This is a genomic window from Neisseria sp. P0022.S009 (assembly GCF_051956675.1).
GTDB lineage: Bacteria > Pseudomonadota > Gammaproteobacteria > Burkholderiales > Neisseriaceae > Neisseria.
This window is the reverse complement of sequence record NZ_JBQCXE010000023.1, coordinates 1-1,008: the sequence shown is the minus strand read 5'-3', so window position 1 is coordinate 1,008 and position 1,008 is coordinate 1. Positions and strand designations below refer to the sequence as shown.

At 47.8% G+C, this 1,008-nt stretch carries 1 protein-coding gene; it reads left to right on the top strand.

Translation table 11 applies throughout. The annotated features are described in order from the left end of the window. Window positions 1-1,008 (top strand): hypothetical protein (locus tag ACTHUG_RS11240; protein ID WP_440422251.1); only part of this gene is annotated, 1,008 nt, incomplete at both ends.

Here is a 1,008-nt window from a genome sequence, read left to right as displayed (position 1 = left end):
ACACAACCACGAACAAACAAAAACACACAAAAACACCAAACAACCCAACGAACAAAGACCAAACCAACACCCACAACACCAACAACCCCACACCACCCACCCCACCCACCCCACACACAAATCCCAACAACAACACCCAACAAAAACACAAACAACAAAAACAAAAACAAAAAAAACAACCAAAACAACCAACCCCCCCACCACCCCCCCCAAAAAAAACCCACCCCCACCAAAACCCCACCCCAACACCATCCAACAACCACCCCCACCAACAACCACCCCCACACCAACCCACCCAACCAACCCACACACAACACACACCACACCACCAAAAAACACACACCCCACAAAACAACCCTACGCGAAAAAAAACAGCTCCAAACCAACACCGACAAAACAACCAAAACCACCAATAAAAAAAGCAAACGACCCCCACACCAAAACAAACGACCAAACCAAAAACACCCCAAAAAACAAACCCAAAACCAAAAACCCAAACAACACCAAACCAACCACAAACAACCAAACAAAAAACAACAAAACCAAAAACCACAAAACCAAAACCACCCCCACCCCCCCAACAACACAACAACCCAACACAACACAAACCACCCCAAACCCCAAAACCCAAAACACCCCCAACAAAACCAAAAAACAAAAACACAACAACCCCCACCCACACACAACCAAAAAACAACAACGACCCCACCACCAAAAACCCCACCAACCACCCCACAGACAACAACCTCAAACCCAACAACCAACACAACCCCAAAACAAACAACAACCCCACCAACCCCACAAACCCCACAAACAACCCCAACACCACCAACCACACACAAACCAACCAACCCACAACCCCACCCACAAACCCACCCAACAACAACAAAACAACCAACACAAACCAACCCACCAAAAACAAAACCACACCACCAACACACCCCACCCAAAACAAACCCCAAACCAAAACCCCCACCAAAAACCACCCCCACCCACAAAACCACCCAC